This window comes from Paenibacillus sp. Soil522, assembly GCF_001428245.1.
Classification (GTDB): Bacteria; Bacillota; Bacilli; order Paenibacillales; family Paenibacillaceae; genus Pristimantibacillus.
Map to the genome: position 1 here is coordinate 18,157 of NZ_LMRV01000032.1, position 20,648 is coordinate 38,804.

Genomic DNA, 20,648 nt, shown 5'->3' on the forward strand with positions numbered 1-20,648 from the left:
CTGTCCAAGATAATCTCATGATTACTCAGCGCCTTGATATATAGCATACAGTCACCCCTCGTCCCCGAGCATTGGCAGCCGTATCCCCTTCTTCTTAGCGGTTTTGATAGCCAGGTCATAGCCTGCATCCGCATGGCGGACGATGCCCATTCCCGGATCGGTTGTCAAGACGCGATTCAAACGCTCCTCCGCCTCTTTGGTGCCGTCCGCGACGACAACCATGCCGGCATGGATGGAATAACCCATGCCTACGCCGCCGCCGTGGTGAAGCGATACCCAGCTGGCCCCGGCCGCCGTATTGATGAGGGCGTTCAGAATCGGCCAATCGGCGACCGCGTCGCTTCCGTCACGCATCGCTTCCGTCTCGCGATTCGGCGACGCGACGGAGCCGGCATCAAGATGGTCGCGTCCGATTACGATCGGAGCCGACAATCGCCCGGAAGCGACCATGTCGTTAATGATGCGGCCGAACAGCGCCCGCTCGCCATAGCCTAGCCAGCAAATCCGGGAAGGCAGGCCTTGAAAGGCAATTTTCCCCTGCGCCATTCGAATCCATTTGCATAAATGTTCATTATGGGCAAACGTCTTTAAGATGACCTCGTCTGTTTTATAAATATCTCCGGGATCTCCGGATAACGCCGCCCACCGAAACGGTCCTCTTCCTTCGCAAAATTGCGGACGGATATAGGCAGGAACGAAGCCGGGAATAGCAAAGGCGTCTGATACGCCTTCATCGTAAGCAACCTGGCGAATGTTATTGCCATAGTCGAATGCGACTGCGCCGAGCCGCTTCATCTCGAGCATAGCGTTCACATGCGCGGCCATGCTCGCTTTCGCCTTCCTGACGTAGGCTTCAGGATCTTCCATGCGCTGCTTCCTGCCTTCTTCCATCGTAAGGCCTGCCGGCAAATAGCCGTTCAGAGGATCGTGAGCCGAGGTTTGGTCCGTAATAATATCCGGAATGAAGCCAAGGCGGATCATTTCCGGCAATATCTCAGCCGCATTGCCGACCAGACCGATGGATAACGCCCGCCTTTCCTGCTTCGCCTCGTTCGCGAGCGAGATCGCATCATCCAAGCTTTCCAGCATACAATCGCAATAACGGGAATGAATGCGTTTCTCGATTCTTGTCCTGTCGACGTCGATCCCGATAAGAACGCCATCATTCATCGTTACCGCTAACGGCTGGGCGCCTCCCATCCCGCCCATGCCGGCCGTTACCGTAATCGTTCCTTTCAGGCTGGCGCCAAAATGCTGCTTCGCGCATTCCGCGAATGTTTCATAGGTGCCCTGAACGATACCTTGGCTGCCGATATAAATCCAGCTGCCGGCTGTCATCTGGCCGTACATCATAAGCCCCTTCTTATCCAGCTCGTGGAACGTATCCCAGTTCGCCCATGCCGGCACCAGGTTCGAGTTTGCAAGCAGCACGCGCGGCGCATCCCGGTGAGTCCGGAACACCGCGACAGGCTTCCCCGACTGCACCAGCAGCGTTTCGTTATCCTCCAAATTTTTGAGTGTTGCAACGATGGCATCGAAGCTTTCCCAATTTCGCGCAGCTTTGCCGATCCCCCCGTACACAACCAGTTTATCGGGATATTCTGCCACATCCGGGTCCAGATTGTTCATCAGCATTCGAAGCGCCGCTTCCTGAATCCATCCCTTCGTATTTAGCTTAGCGCCCCGCGGCGCACGAATGACTCTTTCCTCCACATCGTTCAACCTCCACTCCTATTATTCGATCGGGATGACTGAAGCGATTTGTTCCTGCACATTCGTATTTCTCATCCATTCGGCGATGACGTGAATATCGTTCGACAATACGCGGTCTTCGTCCACGAAGCCTACATGTTCGCGGCACCGGTCGTAGATCCATTTTGTCCCCTTCCCGAGAAGCTCCGGTCCCCGGAAATCGACGGCTTGCGCGGCGCATAGAAGCTCGATGGCGAGCACCGAATAGGCATTGCGTACAATTTGACTCGCCTTACGGGCCGCGATCGTGCCCATGCTGACATGATCTTCCTGATTACCGGACGAAGGAATAGAGTCTACACTGGCCGGATGCGCAAGCGACTTATTTTCGGAAACGACCGCAGCTGCCGTGTATTGGGCAATCATAAAGCCGGACTGGACGCCCCCGTCCTTCGCAAGAAATGGAGGAAGCTGCTCATTCAAATGCGGATTCACTAGTCTTTCAATACGGCGTTCCGATATATTGGCGAGTTCGGAAGAGCTAATCGAGAGATGATCCATTGCGAGTGCAATCGGCTGGCCATGGAAATTCCCACCCGAAATGACGCGATCCTCGTCAGCGAAAATAAGCGGATTGTCTGTTGCGGAATTGATTTCGATTTCCAGCTTCTCCTCGATATATCGCAGAGCATCCCTGCTTGCTCCGTGAACCTGCGGCGCGCAGCGGATGGAATAGGCATCCTGTACGCGCAATTGTCCTTGGCTTGTCATGAGCCGGCTTTCAAGCGTCAACCGCCGGATATTACTGGCTGATTGTCCCTGCCCCGTGTGGGGGCGAATCGCATGGGTGAGTGGTTCGAAAGCATCGCGAATGCCGCGAAGCGCCTCTGCCGTTAACGCGGCCGTACAATCCGCCCATCTGGCTAAATTGATGGCATCAAAGCAAGCAAGCGCGCCGATCCCCGTCATCACCTGCGTGCCGTTAATCAAGGCAAGACCTTCTTTGGCCTCAAGCATGATCGGCTGTATGCCGGCTTTGGCCATAGCCTCACTGCCAGGCAAACGTTCACCAAGATAGTAAGCCTCTCCCTCGCCAACCAGCACGAGAGCCAGATGAGACAAGGGCGCCAAATCCCCGCTTGCGCCAAGCGAGCCCTGTTCCGGAATGACCGGCGTTACCCCTGCATTCAGCATCTCGGCCAGAAGCTGAACAACTCCCGGCCTGATACCGGAGTAACCCAGCGATAAGGCATTGACGCGCAGAAGCATGGTCGCTCTTACGGCTTCCACCGTCAGCGGCGGTCCAATCCCGCAAGCATGACTTCGAATGAGATTGAGCTGCATGCGCTTGGTATCCTCCGCTGAGATATACGTATCGCTGAATTTCCCAAAGCCGGTCGTAAGCCCGTACACTATCCGCTTCTCGCGAAGCAGCTTTTCGACATACTCCCGGCTAAGCCTCATCTTTTTGAAGCAATTTCTGCCTATTTTCACCTTCTCCATATAGCGGGCTACCCGGATCACTTGATCAACCGTCATCGTTCCTCCGTTAACGAGCACAAACTTCTCGTCCATTGCTTGCATGGTACCACCTGCTTTTCAAGTAACTAAAAAAACCAATACCTTGGGTAAGGTACCGGCTTCTAATCACTAAACAGAAAAAAGTGAACAGTAGATAATAAACAAAATGGCTGCCCACTCACTATCGATCACTTTAATTATATGTAGAGGATACAACCTTAAAAACCTTAAGAATAAAAAAGTTCAATAATAGAGCCTAGAAACCACGGAAACGGTGTCTTTTCGTGTTCCAATATTTGATCCATACAGCCCCGTCATCCTCCCGGTAAGTATAGTTTTTACATAAGAAAAAAGAGCCTAACTAAAGTTGTAAATCGGTGAAAAGATCAAAAAAGCAAACAACCGGATGTCTCACGACTCCGGTTGTTTGCTTGCGATTTCTTGTTACGAACATTTACTTTACCACGCAGTCTCTCCGCTGCTCCAACCGCTATAGTAGGTGTTATGTCCCCAATAATGAGTATTGTACCAATCCCACCAACCTGACCAATAATCCCATGAATCTGAATAAGGGGTTAGAGAAATCGAGTAATTACCGCCATAATGGGTACCGTTAGCAGATAACAAATCAATGTTCACGGCGACAGAACTTTCCGCTTTTAAAAGCTGCTGGCCATAGTCATAGGAATAAGAGCTGCTTCCCCAGTAACTTTGCCAGTTATAGCTATAATAACCCGCATAATGCCCTACATACGTTTGAGTTCCCAAAGGTGTTGAATAGCCCCATATGTTCGTATTCGTATTTTGATCGTACCCAGAAAAATAATGAGTGGCTTGAAATGGCAAGCACCCTGCAAGCATTTCGTAAAACATCATGCCCAGCGCATATAAATCGCTTCGCTCATCAGGCGCACGATTGATCCGGCCCGTTTGTTCGGGAGATAGATAAGCGTAATCCGGCTTCCGATTGTCTGCGAGAACCGCCAGATTCATTTCCAACTGGATTCGAACACAAGCTGGATTCAAATCGCCAATGATTACGCACCGCTTATGAGCCGTTCGAACCGATTTCGTCAACGCTATAGCTATATGTAAAAAGGATGGAACCTCCATCGAAGTCCCATTCAGCAATTCCTTTAATTTGATACCGTCTGTTAGCGGCATGTAGTCGATTCCCCCATTTAATCCTGCCAAATGCCTACTCTTTCAGAAAATCTAGTACTTATAGCTTACTATAATTATTTCTATCCAAACAGCAAATCCCATAAAAAAAAAGCTCAGGCATTGTTTACGCCTGAGCTTTACTTTTTATAAGCTTTGTATTCATCCTATAAAGCCATATTCCCGCTAGTATAGTAATCACTATGGGGATTACTCCTGAAGTAGGCATGACCAAATATTCACTTGCTTCAGGTACAATCAGGTAATTTTTTAAAAATAGCGTATCCAGAAAGGAATTCCCCACCGTGTGCATGATCAAAGCGGGCCATACGCTTCGTGTCATGATCCATATTTCTCCGAACACGATAGATAAAACAACAACGCCAAGTAACATACGCGGAATAAAGGTTATCATGCTTTCGGTCGTGTTCATAATGACAAATGTATAGGGAATATGCCATGCTCCCCAAATCAGCCCGACGCAAATATGAAAGAAAAGCCTGTTGTATCCGATCGAATTCAGTTTCGGAGCCAGGTAACCTCTCCAAGCAAATTCTTCGAAAATATTTTTTATAAAACCAGGTATAAGGGCCATCCCAAATGCAGCTAGAAAAGACGGTGACAAATTCGATGCATCCAACCATTTCAAATAATGTCCAATCAAAATAATCATCGCTGCTAAGATGGGGAAGAAAAGCATGCTCACAAAATAAGGGAAGATATTCCCCTTTATGTTTGGCTTAATACCAAAATCTTTCCAACCGTCACCCATAAATGAACGGAGTATGATCATCGTGAGAAGCGGTGAAACAATCCAGATCAGCATGCCAAGACTTCCGTTGCCATCCATGCCGGCTTTTAAATCCACAAGCCGGCCTATCCAACCGCAGCTTAATACAATCAGAGAAAAAATGATAATATTCCTTAGCGTTTTTTTATCGCTTGTTCTTTTAATCATGAGCAGGATCCTTCCCTGTATCATTTTTTAACTGCTTTAAGTATTTCTCATACCACTCATTCAAAAAAGTATAATAATCCAATCCAAATTGTAATGTAGCCATTCGGCTTTCAATTTTACCGGTATCCAAAGATTCTTGAATCTTCGCAATCTGTTCCAGTGACATTTGTTTCATCATCGTCATTGCTGCTATCACGGCTTTAATTTCATGCAAATACTGCTCGATCAATTCAATCTTCCGATCCGGCTCCACATAATTAAAGAAATACATTTTCACAAGAGCTGGATCTCTTGGTTTTTCTAAAGCGATCGATTGAGAAGCCCAGTTAAAAAACTCTTTCTTTCCTTCTTCCGTCATTTGATAGACCTTCTTTACTCTCTCTCCTTGGTATTCTTCGGAACATGTAACTTGCCTATTATTCATCAGCTTCTTCAAAGCGGGTTGAATACTGCCTTGGCTCGCATTATAAAAATACCCTGTACTTTTTTCCATCGTTTTTTGGAGATCGTACGAAGACTTATCTCCATCCAAAAGCAATCCTAAAATGATTTTATCCTGCATAGGTCCTCCATTTATATCTTCTAGATATGTCTTATAGATATATAATGAATGTTTTATCTGTGTATGTCAATAGTTGGATATTGCTGTCGGGCAATCAGCAGTTCCTTTTGTGAACGGGGCTAGAATAAACCATGTTTTATCCCCTCTATAAAAAAAACAGCGAGCGTATGATTAAACATACACTCGCTGAGATTGATGACTAAGCCCCGTTACCCGGGGCTTTTGCTTTTAAACGTTCTTCTGCTCCAGCGACTCAAGCGCATTCCGAAGCTGTGCAGCCGCATTGTCGATAGTCTCTTGAGCTGCATCCGCAGGCAGTGCATTCGCTTCCGCGACCGCTGCCTCAAACGCTTGCCAGCTCGATTCGGTATACAGCGCTGCATTGAGCGCAGCAGCTTCTTCCAGCAAGACATTGACCAGGCTGCTGTCAATCCATTGCTTCGCCGTATTGTTCATCGCTGCTTGAATTTCTTCCGCACTCAAGACGTGATTATAAGTGCGGAATTCGTCGATCATGCCATTAAACAGCGGATCAGGCCATTGGCTCTTGCCGATGTAATTAACGCCCGGTTTGAAATCGCTTGGCTTGATTGTGACATTGCTATTAGCAGCCTTCAACTCTCCGCCTACATATAACTTCGCCGTACCGCCGCCCAGCGTCACCGCCACATGCACCCATTCACCTACGGGAAGCTTTGCGGTTTGCACCAATTGTTCGGCGCCGCCGTTCTTAATCGCGAAACGCAGCGTATTGCTGCCGCCGGAACTCGGCGTAAGGAACATGTATTGATTCGTATTGTTGCCAAAGTCGAAGATGCGCTGCCATGCATTTCCACCCTTCCAGTTCACCCAGGTTGCCACTGTGACGGCATCGGATGTGGACAGAGCATGTGCCGAAGGCAGCGTAACGGAGCTGGTTCCGTTCAGATCAATCGCCTGACCAAACTTTCCTTCCACATAAGCGGGCGTCCCGTTCACGGTTGCGTGGGTTGACCCGAATGTATTGTCCGCATGGCCATCAAACGAATAGAGTGATAGAGGAACCAGAACCAGCAAACCTTTGGCCTGTTCAAGTTCAACCGCAAGCTTCTCTTTATCGGCTTCCGGTTTGTTCAACTCCGATTCGATACGCTCCACTTCTTTCTGGTACATGTAGTAGCTGCCTCTTGTGTAGCTTGCAGATTCGCCGACGTAAGTCTTTGCCGTTTTTTCACTTTCCAGCTTGAACCGGGCAGTTGCAGAAACATACAAAGTGCCCGGACCTACGCCAATTTGCGGAATGCTTACGGTTCCGTACGTGCTTTCGATTACGGTTGAGCCAAGCGCATCGGTATCCGAGGCCGTTCGGTAAACCTTTACAACCGTTCCTGCCTCATATCCAGAAACTTCAACCGTGTCCGCAGCTCCTTCCGAATGATTGGTTACTTTGATACTGGTTTCAGAAGGCGGTACAGTGATGTTATCCGATTTATATTTCACAATTAATTCAGGTCCATATTGACCAGTGATGCTGTTACCGGAAATATATTCTTTCGTAACCGGGTTCACTTCGCCGCTAGGAACGGATAATAGGAATGTTGCTCTGTTCCCTTCGTTGGCTTTCACTATTTCGGTCACGTCAAGAGTCCAGCTCGCATTAATAGCATGCATCGTGTACGCATTTTCCGGTTTAACTACGGCTGAAGCGGACGGTCCTGCCAAGAAGGCTGTGGCCGCTTCCCAGCTTCCATTAAAGTACTCGCTTTTTAATTCGGCTCCAAGCGTACCGCCTGCGCCCGGCTCTTTCCAGTTATCCCACTCCATATGCTGCGCACGCAGGGTCGCCGTTCTTCCATTATTCCGATACATTCTTAGCGATACGGATTCAATATTCTCATCCTCGAAATCCGGTACGTTGTTAAATGTAACGATGCCAAATCGTTTAGCCCCTTCGTCCGGACCATTGGAAAGAATAACTAACGATGTATCGCCGCCAGGTGCAGTGGTGTTAAACCGCAGCGTTGCATCCTTTTCCGCCTTCAAATTAATTAGTCCGTCTTCCCCTGGATATGACTTGGCCGTTCTGGCACTTTCCATTTTGCCCGGAGTGGTTGCAGATACATACAGGACACCGGAATTCGCACCGATTTGGGGGATGCTGACGGTTGCGTAGGTGCTTTCGGCAACGGTTTTGCCAAGCACAGCAAGGTCCGTAGCCGTTCTGTATACCTTTACAACATCACCTGCCGCCAGACCGGTCACTTTAACCGTATCTGCAAGTCCTTCAAGATAGTTGGATACCGTAATGCCGGCTACGGAAGGCTGCGATGTTTCAGCAGGAGGATAGACCGTATCGGAGAATTCTCCCAACGTTCCGTCCGCATACTTCGCAACGACCTTGTATCCGGGCGAATCTTCGAAATTCGGCTCCGGGTCAACAAATGACAATGCCGTCGCATTCGAAACGAGAGCTGTCCAAGGCGAACCTTCCGCCAGTTCCGCAGTGCCTTCCTTAAATACCGGGTTTGTTAAGCCGGCGTCCTTGTCATAGGTACGGTACAAATTGAAGGTTACCGCATGCTTCGGTTTGTTCCAGGAAACAGAAATGCCGCTGCCGTTATCCACTCTTTGAATATAAGGATAAAGCTTGCCGCGAGCCGTTTCTTCGACAGTTACCTCGCTGAACTGCGCTTGCTCCGCAGCCGCGACACCCGTATAGATAGCGTAAGGGAATGGGGTGAACATTTTCTCCACCATGAACCAATCCGCTCCGTCCCTGGACACATAAGCATGAATATAATGCGAATCGTAGTCACGCACCAATTTCAGATACGGAAAATCATCCGCGTGCAATCCAATGAGTTTCGCATTCGTCGGACTTTTCTTCTCTTCCGAGAACGCGTGGCGGGATTCCCTTGTACGGTTCTGCAGTACAAGATTGCCGTCTTGATCGGCTCCAAAATAAATGTACCGGGTATTGGACTGCAGCAAATCACGCATCATAATTCCGCTTGCGTTCCCGCTGCGGCTGTCCAATTTCGCACGGATGGAGCTGCTGCCGGCTGCGACCTGATTTACGAAATGCAGCGAATCGTTGATATCTCTATCGAACATATTCAAGTCATCGCCTTCACCCAGGCCTGTGCCGTCAGCACCCTTGATTGCAATGGTTGTGCCTGTATTTGTTGCGCTGCCTACTGTTGTGCCGATGCGGTCATCACGCCATAACGCGCCCGGATTGTTTAAGGATACCGGTGCAGTCAAATTAACCTTTGCACGATAGGAGTCATCTCCAGCACCCTCATCATTTACAGCAGCGACTTTGTAGAAATATACTTTTCCATTTTGAACCGTCGAATCTTTATAGTAATTGCCTGTTACTCCTGCTGCAATGACTTGGTACGTACCATTTTCCGTTTCAGAACGCTTAATAGTATAAGACTCCGCTCCGGCGGTCGTATTCCATGTAATTCCTGCATATCCGTTACCTGCTAATGCTTTTACGAAATTAACGGTAAACGGCAACGGGTCTATATGGACATCGGACGTTAATTTCAACACCATCGCAGATTTCGGTGGAATCGTTACCTTTCCAGTTTTGGTAACCGGAATTTGTTTCCCCGATACAAGGTCCAATACGGTACTGTTCCCCTTATAATCTGCTGGCATTTTCACATCAAAGGATTTTTTATTTCCATATTCGTCGCGGGTTGTATTGAAAACCATGAGATACTTCCCGTACCTTGCCGATAAGAGATCCGGATAACCGGCATAAGGCGTATCCGCCTCAAAATTATCCCGTTCCGTCTGGCCGACACCAGGTTGATACGTAATCGGTATAATTTCTCCCGCAAGAGCTTGAGGTGCGTCAGCACCATTCGTTAATTGGTCTTCAAAGAATATCATGTCGATATTATCCATACGCATCCAATAGTCCTGATACTGAAATTTGCTGTCGGTTGCAATTTGTACGATATTGTCATAGTTGTCGTTAATCACATGAAGTCTGCCGTTGCCGCTATAACCTTTATTAAGCTCGTTCAGGTTAGCGAACATACGAAGATCGCCATCCCGGATTGAGAGGAACATATTGTCAATGTCAGCCCAGGCAAACTGTTCGTAGTCGGCCGGGTTCACATCAAGCTCCGCTATTTCTTCTTCCGTATAATAATTGAAATCTGTCTGCGGAAGAACGGCGCCAGCCGCCTCCTGACCGCCGAAGCGGCTAAAATCGGCCCGCTCGTCGGAGACGTATTTATAAGTGTCTGCCAGATGGTAATCCTCTGCGCTATTCGTGCCTCTAGTTCCGAAAGTGAAATTGAACAGTTGGTGATCCGCAAGCTGCTGCTGCGCGAAACCGACCGCTTCCTTCGCATACCGCCAGTACTCGTCCCATTCCGGACCGCTGTACCTTTGCTCGTTATGGACCATCTCCATTTCCAGGGAAGCGTACTGCAGCGACATTCCAGTTGAAGTTCTCGCGCCATACGCGTAGAAACCTGGCATAGCCGTGTTCCGCTCATCCGTGACTTGTTCCGCTCTCATAATTCGTTTCCCGTCGTCATCCAAAGACGTGTACCGGACAAACCCGCGGGCATGCATGTTTTTCAATGCCAGCTTCAGGATTTCATCGTTCAATTTCTCATCGCCGGGGTGGTTTAACGTTTTGTAGAAGTTCTTCAAAAGGTAGTTGGCCGCCTCGCCGTAATTGGCGACATATCCGTTTTCCCTTGTCAGCCCCGCTTCCGTCAGGCCGTTGTAATGCTCGCCGTACGGCAGCCGCCTGACGACGTTCCCGTTCGCATCCAGCTTGCTCTTCGCGAGTCCCTTTGCAACAATTTGCAAATAATCTTCCGTAAATCTAGCCGTCTGGTCATGATAGAACAAGGAATGGTACAAATCCAATTCTTCGCCGTTCGGGCCGACCAGCACTTCTTCTCCGAGGAACGGTTGCCCCCCTAACGCTTCAAGAAGAATCTTATGGCTGCGCTCTCTGCCTTCATAGAACGGAGAACCGATCATGCGCAGTCCTTCTTGCGCTTCCCATGCGCCTTCATACGTATACAACATTTGATTATAGATGTAGGACAGTCTGGAACGGGCAAAGTCGAAATTCGCTTTCAGCACGCGCTCCCACGCTTCACGGCGAGATAATTCACCGCCATTCCAGTCTAATCCCGCAAGCGAGTACAGTCCATCGACCGATCCCGTCACAAACGGCTGATCGAGGAATGCGTTGAATGCCGCTTCGCCATAGACGGAGTCATCCTTGATGAGCTGTTCGACAATATACAACGCCTCGCCTAATGCGCCGTAATATCCGCCCCAATCGCCTTGATGTCCACCCCATGTCACCAATCTTATATTTTTGTAATAATCCTTAACATGATTGTCAATCACTTTAAAAATCCGTCCAAGCGCCGCTTTCTTTGCTTCGGCCGTTTGAGCCGGCGACCAATCGTAATGAAGCGCGCTCGCATAAAACCGCAATTCATCCTGATAACGCACAATGGATAATTTGCCGGCTGCGCTGGCATCCACCCGGTTGGAATAATCATTGAACGTCTTTACCTGACTTTGCGTGTAGCCGTTAATGAGGGCTTGCTTTTCCTCATCCGTCAGATCCTCTCTAAGCATTGAAACAGGATCTTCTGCAATATCGCCCTGGGTTTCATCCGATACATCCAAGTGAGCCCCCGTGTGCGTATAGGCGTTGTAATACCCTCTGGATGGCGCGTTCACTTTATCGCCAAAATTTCCGCTATACGTTCTGACGGTAATTTGTACGGTATCTTGTCCATACGTGCTTACTAACGGAAGCATGGTTGTATTAAAGTAAAACCGCTCCGGCAAACCTTTGCTAATACCCATATTGATCGGTTGGTAATCTCCAACGCGGCGATAGCCGACTTGCTCGCCATTGATGAATACCATACTTTTGTAGAATGATTCATCGCTTCCCCAAAACTTCATGGTGAAGTAGTTTTGGGCGGCAGGATCGACTTTCATCGTAAAAGTTAATTCTCCGCCTTGAATTTCCTCTGGCGTACGCGGCAGGGATACCCGTGCAGGCTCACCCAATGCGCCGACGATGGGGCTTGTAAATTCACCCGTGAACCGGTGTTGTTGTTCTGACTCTGAATTACCAAACACCATTTTATCGGTATATGCATTAGCCGCTGCAATCGGTTCAGCATGCACGGTCTTTGGTTGCAACGGTAAAGCTGCCGGCAGCATCAGGGCGACACTCAGGCAAACAGCCAGGACACTTTTGAAATGTTTTATTATCATGTTGATCTCCTCGTTCCTCAATTGGATTGAACCATATGCGATTTACGAATATGAAGCTGTTAAATCTTTCAAATGAGTATGTATCGCCCTCCTTGCTTCTTGCCTCGTAAAATGTTTCGAATAAATTGTTAATAGTCACCCACCTTTAGATCATTTTTGAAAGCGTTTACAATCATACTTAAAAAATACATCACCTGTAGTTTGAATACAATGCGATTTTTTAAGATATACTGTATGTTTTTAAAGAAAAACGTTTGGAATAGTCAGAAATAATAAATAAACTTAACGAATACCTACAAATAAAATCAAATTTAGCGTTTGCAAAAATCCCCAAATCAGTCCGACGCAATCAGCAGTTCCTTTTGTGTAGAGCACCTTGACATTTTTGTAATTCGAGGACAAGGAGGTAGAGAGAATGGTCGGCCGCGAAGATAGGAAAGAACAGATTATTGATAAAGCCGTGGGGGTATTCGCGGAACGGGGCTATCTTGGAACTTGGCGGTTATCACCTCGTGAATGAGATGGAAGCATTGGATGACATTTCACTCTCCGATGTCGCAGAGCATTTTACGTACAACAAAAGTTATCTCTCCCGCTTTTTTAAGAAGAAAACAGGGTACAACCTGCAGGAGTACATTAATCTCATGAAGATTTCAAAGGCGAAGGATTTGCTGACGAGAAGCTCCCAAAGCATTCAATACATGCGGATAAAGTGGGGATTCATGATGAAAAGTATTTTATGAAATTGTTTAAGAAATATGAAAGCATGACGCCTACCGAATATCATAAAGCTTTTTACCGCATTCACCTGAACAACCATTGATGGTATTTTAAAATCTTTTCCCGCCAATCAGCCTGAGTCCGCCTGCATGGTATTATCCCCGGCCGTTCATACATACGATACAACATACTGCAAATTTGAACGATCCTTCGTGAGGGTAGGTGAATCCATGCCGGATCAGCATGGCTTCGGATCAGACCATTTCAAATGGATTTTGAACATGATCGATATCGGCGTGCATCTTATCGATCGGGACGGAATCACGTTATTTTATAACGATAAGATGGCGGAAATCGACGGTTTGAAAAGGGAGCAGGTCATCGGGAAAAAGTTGTTTCACCTCTACCCTTCGCTGACCGACGAAACGAGCACGCTTGTCCATGTCCTGCAAACGGGCAAAGAAACGGCCGAGAAGGTACAAACCTATGTCAATCTGAAAGGAAAGCGAATCACGACGATTAACCGCTCTTATCCGCTGTTCGATAACGGCCGTCAGATCGGCGCTTTGGAGGTCGCAAAGGATATTACGGGCATCGTTCATCTTCATGACCAAATCCTGGACCTCCGTCATCAAATCTATCAATCCCATCAAAAGGATAAAAAGCCCGGCGGGTCCGCGCATTATCATTTCAGCGATATCATCGGGACGAGCGAGCAGAGCCTGGATGCGATTTCGATGGCCAAGAAGGCCGCCCGCACCAATTCGCCCGTCTTGATCTGCGGTCCTACCGGCACCGGCAAGGAATTGTTTGCGCAGAGCATCCATAACGCCGGCATCCGCAAAAACCGCCCGTTCATCGCCCAGAATTGTGCGGCCGTTCCAAGCGAGCTGCTGGAAGGTATTATGTTTGGAACCGCCAGAGGCGCTTTCACGGGGGCGATCGATCGGGCCGGCCTGTTCGAGCAGGCGAACGGAGGCACCCTTTTTTTGGACGAGTTGAACAGTCTGGATTTGTTCCTGCAAGCGAAGCTGCTGCGCGTGCTTCAGGACGGCATCATGCGCAGAATCGGAGGCGCGTCCGAACAGCAGGCAGACGTCCGGATTATATCCGCCATGAACATCGATCCGAAAGAAGCGCTGGAGAAAGGAATTTTGCGCCAGGATCTTTTTTATCGGATTAATGTGGTGAATCTATCCCTCCCTCCCTTAAAGGAAAGGAAAGAAGATATCCCGCTCCTTACACAGCATTTTATCGAGAAACTGAATCCTGCGTTCGGCATGAAGGTCACCGGCATCCACCCTTTCGTCATGAACCGGTTGGCGGCATATGATTGGCCCGGCAACATCCGCGAATTAAGCCATGCCATCGAATCGACCTACAATATGATGGAGCTGGAATGCGAAACGATTGAAGAGCATCATCTTCCCGCCTATTTGAAAAATGCTCCTGTGCGCAGCCCAGCCGCAGGTTCCCTGGAATGGCGGCAAGAAGCGGCAGAAGATTCTTCGCAAAGTTTATCGGACCGGGTGAAGCAAATCGAACGGGAAGCGATCGTGATCGCGCTGCAAAATCATAACTATAACATCAGCCTCGCCGCGCAAGCGCTGGGCATGAAACGGCAGGCGCTGCAATACAAGCTGAGCCGCTACGGCATCGAGAAAAAACCAGACGTCATAAACCGGCCATAAAACAGGCAGGCTCCGTCCAGAGCCTGTTTTTTTATTTTGTCAGCAAGCAGATTGGCATCGTTATTGCTTATTAAAAGAGGTAATAGAAAATAAGTTGATGGAGGTGCAGCATATGACAGACAAAAAAGCCGAGACTCCGCTTGTACCTTTGAGCAGTAACCGGCACTGGAAAGAAGTCGCGCTGTGGAAAGACGTGACGGATGAGCAGTGGAACGATTGGCTTTGGCAGCTGACGCATACGATCCGTACGTTGGACGATCTGAAGAAGGTCGTCCAGCTAGCGCCGGATGAAGAAGAAGGCGTCCGTATTTCGACGCAGACGATACCTTTAAATATAACGCCCTACTACGCATCCCTGATGCATCCCGATGATCCCCGCTGTCCGATCCGGATGCAGTCCGTGCCGATTTCCGCCGAGCTGTTGAAAACGAAATATGATCTGGAAGATCCGCTCTACGAGGATGAGGATTCGCCTACGCCGGGCTTAACCCACCGCTATCCGGACCGCGTGCTATTCCTGGTAACCAACCAGTGCTCCATGTACTGCCGATACTGCACGCGCCGGCGTTTCTCCGGTCAGGTGGGAATGGGGGTGCCGAAGAAGCAGCTGGACGATGCCATCGCCTATATCCGGAATACGCCGGAGGTTCGCGACGTGCTGCTGTCCGGCGGAGACGGCTTATTGATCAATGACAACATCCTGGAGTATATATTGAAAAATTTGCGAGCGATTCCCCATGTGGAAATTATCCGGATCGGTACGCGTGCGCCGGTCGTTTTCCCGCAGCGCATCACGGACAATTTGTGCGCGATACTAAGGAAGTATCATCCGGTCTGGCTCAACACCCACTTCAACCATCCGCTGGAAATAACGGCCGAAGCCAAAAAGGCATGCGAAATGCTGGCCGATGCGGGCGTTCCGCTGGGTAATCAGGCGGTCATTCTGGCGGGCATCAACGACAGCACGGTCATCATGAAGAAGCTCATGCATGAGATGGTGAAAATCCGCGTACGCCCTTACTATATTTATCAGTGCGACTTGTCCGAAGGAATCGGACATTTCCGGGCGCCGGTTTCCAAGGGGCTCGAAATTATTGAATCGCTGCGCGGCCATACCTCCGGATATGCCATACCGACCTTCGTGGTCGACGCTCCCGGCGGCGGCGGAAAAATCGCGCTGCAGCCCAACTATTTAATCTCGCAAAGCCAGGATAAAGTGATTCTGCGTAATTATGAAGGGGTCATCGTCGGATATCCCGAGCCTCAAAATTATAAGCCGGGCCGGGCGGACGAATATTACAACGAAATCTACGGTCTATCGAAGCCGGCGGAAAGCACCGGTGTCATCGCCCTCTTGAAAGACGAAAAATTTAACCTGGTGCCAGAAAATTTGCGCCGGATCGGCCGAAGAAAGCTGTACGAGGAGTCGCCGGAGCATGCCTCCCTTAAGGACCGCCGCCAGAAGAGGGACGAGATGAAACAGAAGCTAATGAAGGCTGGGGATAAGAAAGAAAAAGAAAAAGAAAAAGAGAAAGAGAAAGTGGACGCGCCGCGCCAAGACGATCAACCGCAATAAAAATGTAAGGCATCAAGAGAACCGTCTGATATGGAACAAATGGGGCCGTCCCATAAGTTATGAAACTGACTGAGGTGCGGCCCAACCAGTTTCGTTCCGAGCGAATGAAAGTGGTGCTGGAAAAAGTCTTTACCGCCGTTCTGCAGTTTCTAGCTGAAGAAAACGACGTGAAACGCGATCATTACTTTGTCGTGGCTTTCGCTTGCCCATAATTTGCTCAAGAATTCTGCCATAGAATAAATAAAGAAATGGCAGTTCAGGGTTAGTCTCCCTGAACTGCCATTTCTTTATTTATTGCATCATTTTTGCTCAAAGCGAGCTAAATCTCTAGCGAACTTAACCACTTTTGATCATATAAAATATTCCTTTCATCTTCCGCTTATCGCTTAAAGCATACCAGCTTCAGCTCGGTCATCTCCTGGACCGCGTATTTGACCCCTTCCCGCCCGATTCCGCTGTCTTTGACGCCACCATAGGGCATATGGTCCACGCGGAAGGTCGGGATATCGTTGATCATGACCCCGCCCACTTCCAAAGCCTCCGCCGCATGAAGCGCCGTTCCGAGGTCCCGGGTATAGATGCCTGCCTGGAGTCCGAATCTGGAATCGTTCACCTCCCGGATCGCTTCCTCCATCGACGCTACTTTATTGATCATGACGATCGGGGCAAAAGCTTCCTTGCAGGACAAGCTCGCCTGAGGGTCCACATGGAGCAGGACGGTTGGCGTCACGATGTTCCCTTCCCGCCTGCCGCCGGTCGCGACGACCGCGCCCCGCTCCCGGGCTTCCTCGATCCAATGCATAGAGCGCTCCGCATCCCCGGAGCTGATTAATGCGGACACATCGGTATCCGGATCCAGCGGGTCGCCCAGCTTCAACGTTTCGGTTTGCGCGACGAATTTCCGGACGAATTCATCGAACAGCTGCTCATGCACATAAATGCGCTGCAGCGAGATGCATATTTGCCCGGCAAAAGAAAATGCCCCCGTGACGGCCCTTGCCATCATGGCATCCGCGTCGACGCCTTTATCGACGATCAGCGCCGAATTGGAGCCGAGCTCAAGGGTAACCTTCTTTATGCCGGCCTTATGGCGGATCGCGATTCCGACCTCCGGGCTGCCTGTGAAGGTAACGGCCTTCACGCGGCCGTCCGTAACCAGACGATCCCCGATCGCGCTTCCGCTGCCCGTTACCACATTTAACGCTCCCTTCGGCAGGCCAGCTTGCTGCAGAAGCTCCGCGAGCAGCAGCGCGGTTAACGGTGTCTGGCCCGCCGGCTTTAACACGATGGTGTTGCCCGCCGCGATTGCCGGACCTACCTTGTGCGCAACCAGATTCATCGGAAAGTTGAACGGAGTAATGGCGGCGACGACCCCGATCGGCTGACGGATCGTATACGCGATCCGGTCTTCTCCGCCTGGAGCGGCGTCCATCGGAATCGTTTCACCCTGGATGCGTCTGGCCTCTTCCGCGGCGAATTTGTAGGTCATGACCGTCCTCGCAGCTTCTTGCCTGGCCGCCTTTAGCGGTTTGGCCGTTTCAAGCGCGATCAGGCGGGCGCATTCCTCCGCCTTCTCCCCGATCAAGACGGACAGCCTCTCCAGGATGGAAGCCCGCTCATGCGCCGGCATCCGGGCCATAACCGGCCTCGCCTTATCCGCCGCTTCAATGGCGAGGTTTACTTCAGCTGCGCCGGCATAAGCGATTTCGGCAATTTGCCCGCCGCCGTATGGTGCGTACAGGGGACGGTATTCACCGGCTTCTACCCAATCCCCATCGATAAACAATCGCTTCCTCATCCCGAGTTGCCTCCCCTCTCTATTCAAGAATGAATATCGCTGCGGGTGCAATTTTTGAGCGCATTTTCCAGCACGTCGAGTCCTTCCTCGAGCTGCTCTTCCGTAATGACGAGCGGGCAAAGAATACGAATAACGTTGCCGTACAATCCCGCTCCCATCACAATTAAGCCCTGTTTATGCGCCTCCTGCAGCACGCGGGACGTCAGCTCTTTATCCGGCTCCTTCGTCACCGGATCCTTGACCAGCTCGATTGCGCTCATCGCCCCGAGCGTGCGGATGTCCCCGATCCGGCTAACTTCCTGCTGCAGCCGGACGAATCGCCCGCTGATCGCCGCCCCGATCGATACCGCCCGCTCCGCAAGACGCTCTTCCTCCATCATTTCAATGACCTTCAGCGCCGCCGCGCAGCCAAGCGGGCTTCCCCCGAAGGTTCCGCCGATTTCGCCGACGCTCGGCGCATCCATGATTTCCGTACGGCCGGTTACCGCGCTGATCGGGAGACCGGCTGCGATCGATTTGGACATCGTCATCAGGTCCGGAACGACCCCGTAGTGCTCAATGGCGAAGCTTTTTCCCGTTCTGCCGAAGCCAGTTTGCACCTCATCGGCAATGAACAAGATGCCGTATTGCTCGCATATCGCCTTCACACCCTGCACGAAGCGGACCGAAGGAATGACGAAGCCGCCTTCGCCTTGAACCGGTTCCATGATGACCGCGGCGACCTCCTCGCCCGGAACCTCCGACAGGAAGAAGTCCTCGAATTTCCGCAAAAGATAATCATCCAGCTCATTGGGCGCGAGCCCGAAAGGAGCGCGGTAATAGTAAGGATAAGGCATTTTATACGTATCGGGGGCGAATGGGCCGAAGCCGTTTTTGTACGGCTTCACTTTACTGGTCAAGGACATCGCCATATAGGTGCGGCCGTGAAAGCCCCGCTCGAAGGAGATGACCGCCCGTCTCCCCGTATATTTGCGCGCGATCTTGACTGCATTCTCGACGGCCTCCGCTCCGCTGTTTAGAAAGAACGTTTTCTTCGGATGGCTTCCCGGCGTAATGAGGTTCAGCTTCTCCGCCAATGCCACATACGGCTCATACATGACAACGTGAAAGCAGGGATGGATATATTTCTCCAGCTGGTCTTTCAGCGCTTCCACAACTTTGGGCGGACAATGACCAACGTTTAATGATCCGATTGCGCCAGCGAAATCGATGAAGGTATTCCCGTCGACGTCAGTGAGCAGCGCCCCCTCCGCTTTTGCCGCAAAGGTGGGAACCGTATTGAACGGCCCTCTCGGCACGGAATCCGCGCGCCGCTTCAGCATCTGGCGAGCGATTGGACCGGGCAGCCCGGTTTTGATCTCGATAGACTTGCTCCGATCAGGTTCCATCTCCCTTTTCCTCCAATCCGCACCACGCAATCAACGTCAGCGCAATTATTTCCGCAGCCTCGAAAACATGGCCCAGCTCAATATATTCGTTCGGGCAATGAGCGGCTTCCGTGACGCCCGGGCCAAATACGATGCAGGGGGTATCACCCAGCTGCGTCAGCAGGCCGCCGTCCGTTCCCCACGGCGACGCCTCAATGACGGGCTCCTTCAGCAGAACCTCCCTGTACTGCTCCGACAACGTCCGGATGAGCGCATGTTCCCGGCTTACGCTGCCCGGCACCCATCTCGCGCCGAACCATTCCACTTCCGGCTGATGCTCCCCGAACCAAGGATCCTTCTCCTTCAGCCGCCCCATCCACCGGTTCATCTCTTCCTTGGCCTGCTCCAGCTTCTCCTCGGGGGCGACGCCGAACCTTCCTTCCAGCGTGACCGTATCCGGAACAGAGGACGGCCAATTCCCCCCTTTAATGACGCCGATATTGATCGGAAACGGAATCGGATTGCCGGCATATAACGGATCAGAGACAGCGGAGTTCCTCGCTTCCTCCAGCTCGCGGATATGTGCGATGACGGCCATGCTCTTGTCGATCGCGCTAACGCCTTCGTACCGGGTCCCGCCGTGGGCGGAACGGCCCTTCACCTCGATGCGGAACCACATCGAACCCTGCTGCTTGGGAAAAATCTTGAGGTTGGTCGGTTCCGGAATAAGCGCCGCGTCTGCTTTGTACCCCTTCAGAATTGCCGCCAGCGTCCCGGCTCCGCCGCTTTCTTCCTCAACGACGCTTTGGAAGATGATGTCGCCCTTCAGCCGGATCCCGAGCTCGCGGACCGCTTGGACAGCCAGCAGCAGTGACGCGATGCCGCCCTTCATATCCGTCGCGCCGCGTCCGAACAGCTTGCCTTCCGTGACTTTGCCGCTGTACGGATCATCATGCCACTGCCCGGCGTCTCCCTCCGGCACGACATCCATATGTCCGTTCAAAATGATCGACCGTCCCCCTCCCGATCCTCTCCATATGCCGACGACATTAGGACTGCCTGCAAACCGGCTGCGCGGCGAATAAAAAAAAGGATGGGCTTCGAGCGCTTCGCCGTCCGGTTCCCACACCTCCACATCCAGGCCCATCCCGCGCAGCTTGCCCGCAACGAGCAGCTGGGCTTCCTGCTCGTTCCCCTGCGTGCTCGGCAATCTGACCATGTCCTGCAGCAGGCTCGTGCCTTCCTCCCGATGGTTATGCATCCACTCGCGAATGCGAGCTTTGAATGAAGCCGGATCGCCTTTCATGGCATTCCCTCCTTTGGATAAGGCCG

At 50.8% G+C, this 20,648-nt stretch carries 14 protein-coding genes; 5 read left to right on the forward strand and 9 right to left on the reverse strand.

Annotation, left to right across the window (positions count from 1 at the left end; all coding sequences use genetic code 11):
• Positions 1-51 precede the first annotated feature (51 nt).
• From hutU to ASG81_RS08610, 6 genes are all read right to left on the reverse strand, one after another.
• Positions 52-1,713, reverse strand: a complete 1,662-nt coding sequence (gene hutU, locus ASG81_RS08585) for a urocanate hydratase (RefSeq protein ID WP_442952836.1) — start codon at positions 1,711-1,713, stop codon at positions 52-54.
• 21 nt (positions 1,714-1,734) lie between these two features.
• Positions 1,735-3,276, reverse strand: a complete 1,542-nt coding sequence (gene hutH / locus ASG81_RS08590) for a histidine ammonia-lyase (protein WP_081417203.1) — start codon at positions 3,274-3,276, stop codon at positions 1,735-1,737.
• A 396-nt stretch (positions 3,277-3,672) separates the two neighbouring features.
• On the reverse strand, positions 3,673-4,407 hold the full coding sequence (locus ASG81_RS08595) for a hypothetical protein (protein WP_162255008.1): 735 nt from the start codon (positions 4,405-4,407) through the stop codon (positions 3,673-3,675).
• 94 nt (positions 4,408-4,501) lie between these two features.
• Positions 4,502-5,332, reverse strand: coding sequence for a CPBP family intramembrane glutamic endopeptidase (locus ASG81_RS08600; protein WP_056631969.1), 831 nt, complete (start codon positions 5,330-5,332; stop codon positions 4,502-4,504).
• A complete protein-coding gene (locus ASG81_RS08605) occupies positions 5,325-5,894 on the reverse strand; it encodes a PadR family transcriptional regulator (RefSeq protein ID WP_056631972.1) in 570 nt (189 codons plus the stop codon). The genes ASG81_RS08600 and ASG81_RS08605 overlap by 8 nt, the downstream gene beginning before the upstream one ends.
• A gap of 228 nt (positions 5,895-6,122) precedes the next feature.
• Complete coding sequence (locus ASG81_RS08610; RefSeq protein WP_056631975.1) at positions 6,123-12,164, reverse strand: LamG-like jellyroll fold domain-containing protein; 6,042 nt, start codon at positions 12,162-12,164, stop codon at positions 6,123-6,125.
• A gap of 449 nt (positions 12,165-12,613) precedes the next feature.
• On the opposite strand from ASG81_RS08610, the gene ASG81_RS32585 reads away from it, so the two are divergent.
• From ASG81_RS32585 to ASG81_RS32595, 5 genes are all read left to right on the forward strand, one after another.
• The gene (locus ASG81_RS32585) at positions 12,614-12,907 is read left to right on the forward strand and encodes a helix-turn-helix domain-containing protein (RefSeq protein ID WP_235548784.1); all 294 of its coding nucleotides are present in this window, start codon (positions 12,614-12,616) and stop codon (positions 12,905-12,907) included.
• Complete coding sequence (locus ASG81_RS32590) at positions 12,904-12,987, forward strand: hypothetical protein (RefSeq protein WP_235548787.1); 84 nt, start codon at positions 12,904-12,906, stop codon at positions 12,985-12,987. The genes ASG81_RS32585 and ASG81_RS32590 overlap by 4 nt, the downstream gene beginning before the upstream one ends.
• Before the next feature lie 127 nt (positions 12,988-13,114).
• Positions 13,115-14,575, forward strand: a complete 1,461-nt coding sequence (locus ASG81_RS08620) for a sigma-54 interaction domain-containing protein (RefSeq protein WP_056631979.1) — start codon at positions 13,115-13,117, stop codon at positions 14,573-14,575.
• 112 nt (positions 14,576-14,687) lie between these two features.
• Positions 14,688-16,151, forward strand: a complete 1,464-nt coding sequence (gene ablA / locus ASG81_RS08625) for a lysine 2,3-aminomutase (RefSeq protein WP_056631982.1) — start codon at positions 14,688-14,690, stop codon at positions 16,149-16,151.
• Between the two features lie 59 nt (positions 16,152-16,210).
• The gene (locus tag ASG81_RS32595; RefSeq protein ID WP_155971361.1) at positions 16,211-16,363 is read left to right on the forward strand and encodes a hypothetical protein; all 153 of its coding nucleotides are present in this window, start codon (positions 16,211-16,213) and stop codon (positions 16,361-16,363) included.
• A 167-nt stretch (positions 16,364-16,530) separates the two neighbouring features.
• Here the strand turns inward: ASG81_RS32595 and ASG81_RS08630 are convergent, their stop codons facing one another.
• From ASG81_RS08630 to ASG81_RS08640, 3 genes are read right to left on the reverse strand one after another with little or no spacing between them, the layout of a single operon-like run.
• Positions 16,531-17,949 carry an aldehyde dehydrogenase family protein gene (locus ASG81_RS08630; RefSeq protein ID WP_056631985.1) on the reverse strand — a complete coding sequence of 473 codons (1,419 nt, stop codon included), beginning with the start codon at positions 17,947-17,949 and terminating at the stop codon, positions 16,531-16,533.
• Between the two features lie 23 nt (positions 17,950-17,972).
• Positions 17,973-19,337: a 4-aminobutyrate--2-oxoglutarate transaminase gene (gene gabT / locus ASG81_RS08635; protein WP_056631988.1), complete on the reverse strand. Its 1,365-nt coding sequence runs from the start codon at positions 19,335-19,337 to the stop codon at positions 17,973-17,975.
• On the reverse strand, positions 19,327-20,622 hold the full coding sequence (locus ASG81_RS08640; RefSeq protein ID WP_056631990.1) for a peptidase: 1,296 nt from the start codon (positions 20,620-20,622) through the stop codon (positions 19,327-19,329). Before ASG81_RS08640 ends, gabT begins: the two co-directional genes overlap by 11 nt.
• Positions 20,623-20,648: the final 26 nt, after the last annotated feature.